The organism is Bergeyella anatis (assembly GCF_036016955.1).
In the GTDB taxonomy this organism is placed as follows: Bacteria; Bacteroidota; Bacteroidia; order Flavobacteriales; family Weeksellaceae; genus JAYWXI01.
In genome coordinates this window covers 1-1130 of record NZ_JAYWXI010000067.1, presented here as the reverse complement: position 1 = coordinate 1130, position 1130 = coordinate 1, and the positions used below count along the sequence as shown (strand labels likewise).

The following is a 1130-nucleotide window of genomic DNA, read 5'->3' as shown; positions in this document are numbered from 1 at the left end:
ACAACGGTCGGGTATTGCTGAAGGCGGGGGTTTTTGGCACCCAAGCTCAATAGAAATACCAATGTTCAAATATACAAAAAAAGTTCAATAGAAGCACTTCAGCCCCGCTTTTGGCAATACCTTGTTAGCAGAGGTTGTTTCTGTTTCATTTTTTCATTATTGCAAATTGATTTGTTTGAAAGTCAAATAGTATTGTTTTATCCATAAAGAAGTTATTTCCCATTGAATGTTCAACACCCAAATCTTTATATAAATCTAAAATACTTTTAGCTTGTGTGTAATATATCCTATTATTGCCGATTGCAAGATTTGTGTTTCCCACACTTATTTTCTTTTGTTGTTTTGCTCCGTACAAATTAATTGTTTCTCCCCAACTGTTGCCACTAATGGTATCTCTTAATTCTTTTTGATTTTCGGTTTGATTGTCAAAAAAAGTTTTGTTTATAGTTGCTATTGGGACTCCGTTTCCTGTATCAAACAAAAAATCAGCTAATGAATCCCCTGCTTTAAGTTTTAAAATAATTTTATTATTCTTTGTAATAGTCATCGAGGTAAAGTCAAACTTGTCCTTATCAATTTGATTGTAATCGTCATATATTTGCATGTAAAGTTCTTTGTAGTTTATCAGTAAGATTTTGTTTTTGAACTGGTTTACACCAATGCTACCTATATTGTCTTGTTTTTCATATTTCTCATCAGAGCCATAATTGGGGAAAACGAAAAGACTATCAATACTACTATCAGTTTCAGAAATAAAGTATTTTGTTTTTAAAATTTGATAATCTTCCCTATCAAAATAGTTTTGTTTTAATTTTGGATATTTTTCATAAATAGTTTTTAAAGAGTTTCCATAAATAACACTCACATCAAGTCCTAAGTCAAATTGCATCTTAAACTCTTTTTCAACGCCTTCAAGTTTTATTGGAACATAAAAAACATTAAATCCAGCTGCTTTTGCTTCTGGGTCCATCAATATAGGTATTTTAGTTATCGCTACTTTTTTTGTAGAACAACTCAAAAGAATTAAAGTCACAATAAACATTATTAATTTTTTCATATTTGTCAGTTTTATGTTATTTAATGGTTTAATAATATTATTTTGCTGAGTATTATAAACAATCTCTGCTAAC

At 29.5% G+C, this 1130-nt stretch carries 1 protein-coding gene; it reads right to left on the bottom strand.

The window, feature by feature from the left end; genetic code table 11:
* Positions 1–145 precede the first annotated feature (145 nt).
* Positions 146–1130: hypothetical protein (locus VQ048_RS12210; protein ID WP_327611930.1), on the bottom strand; the 985-nt coding region annotated here is incomplete at its 5' end.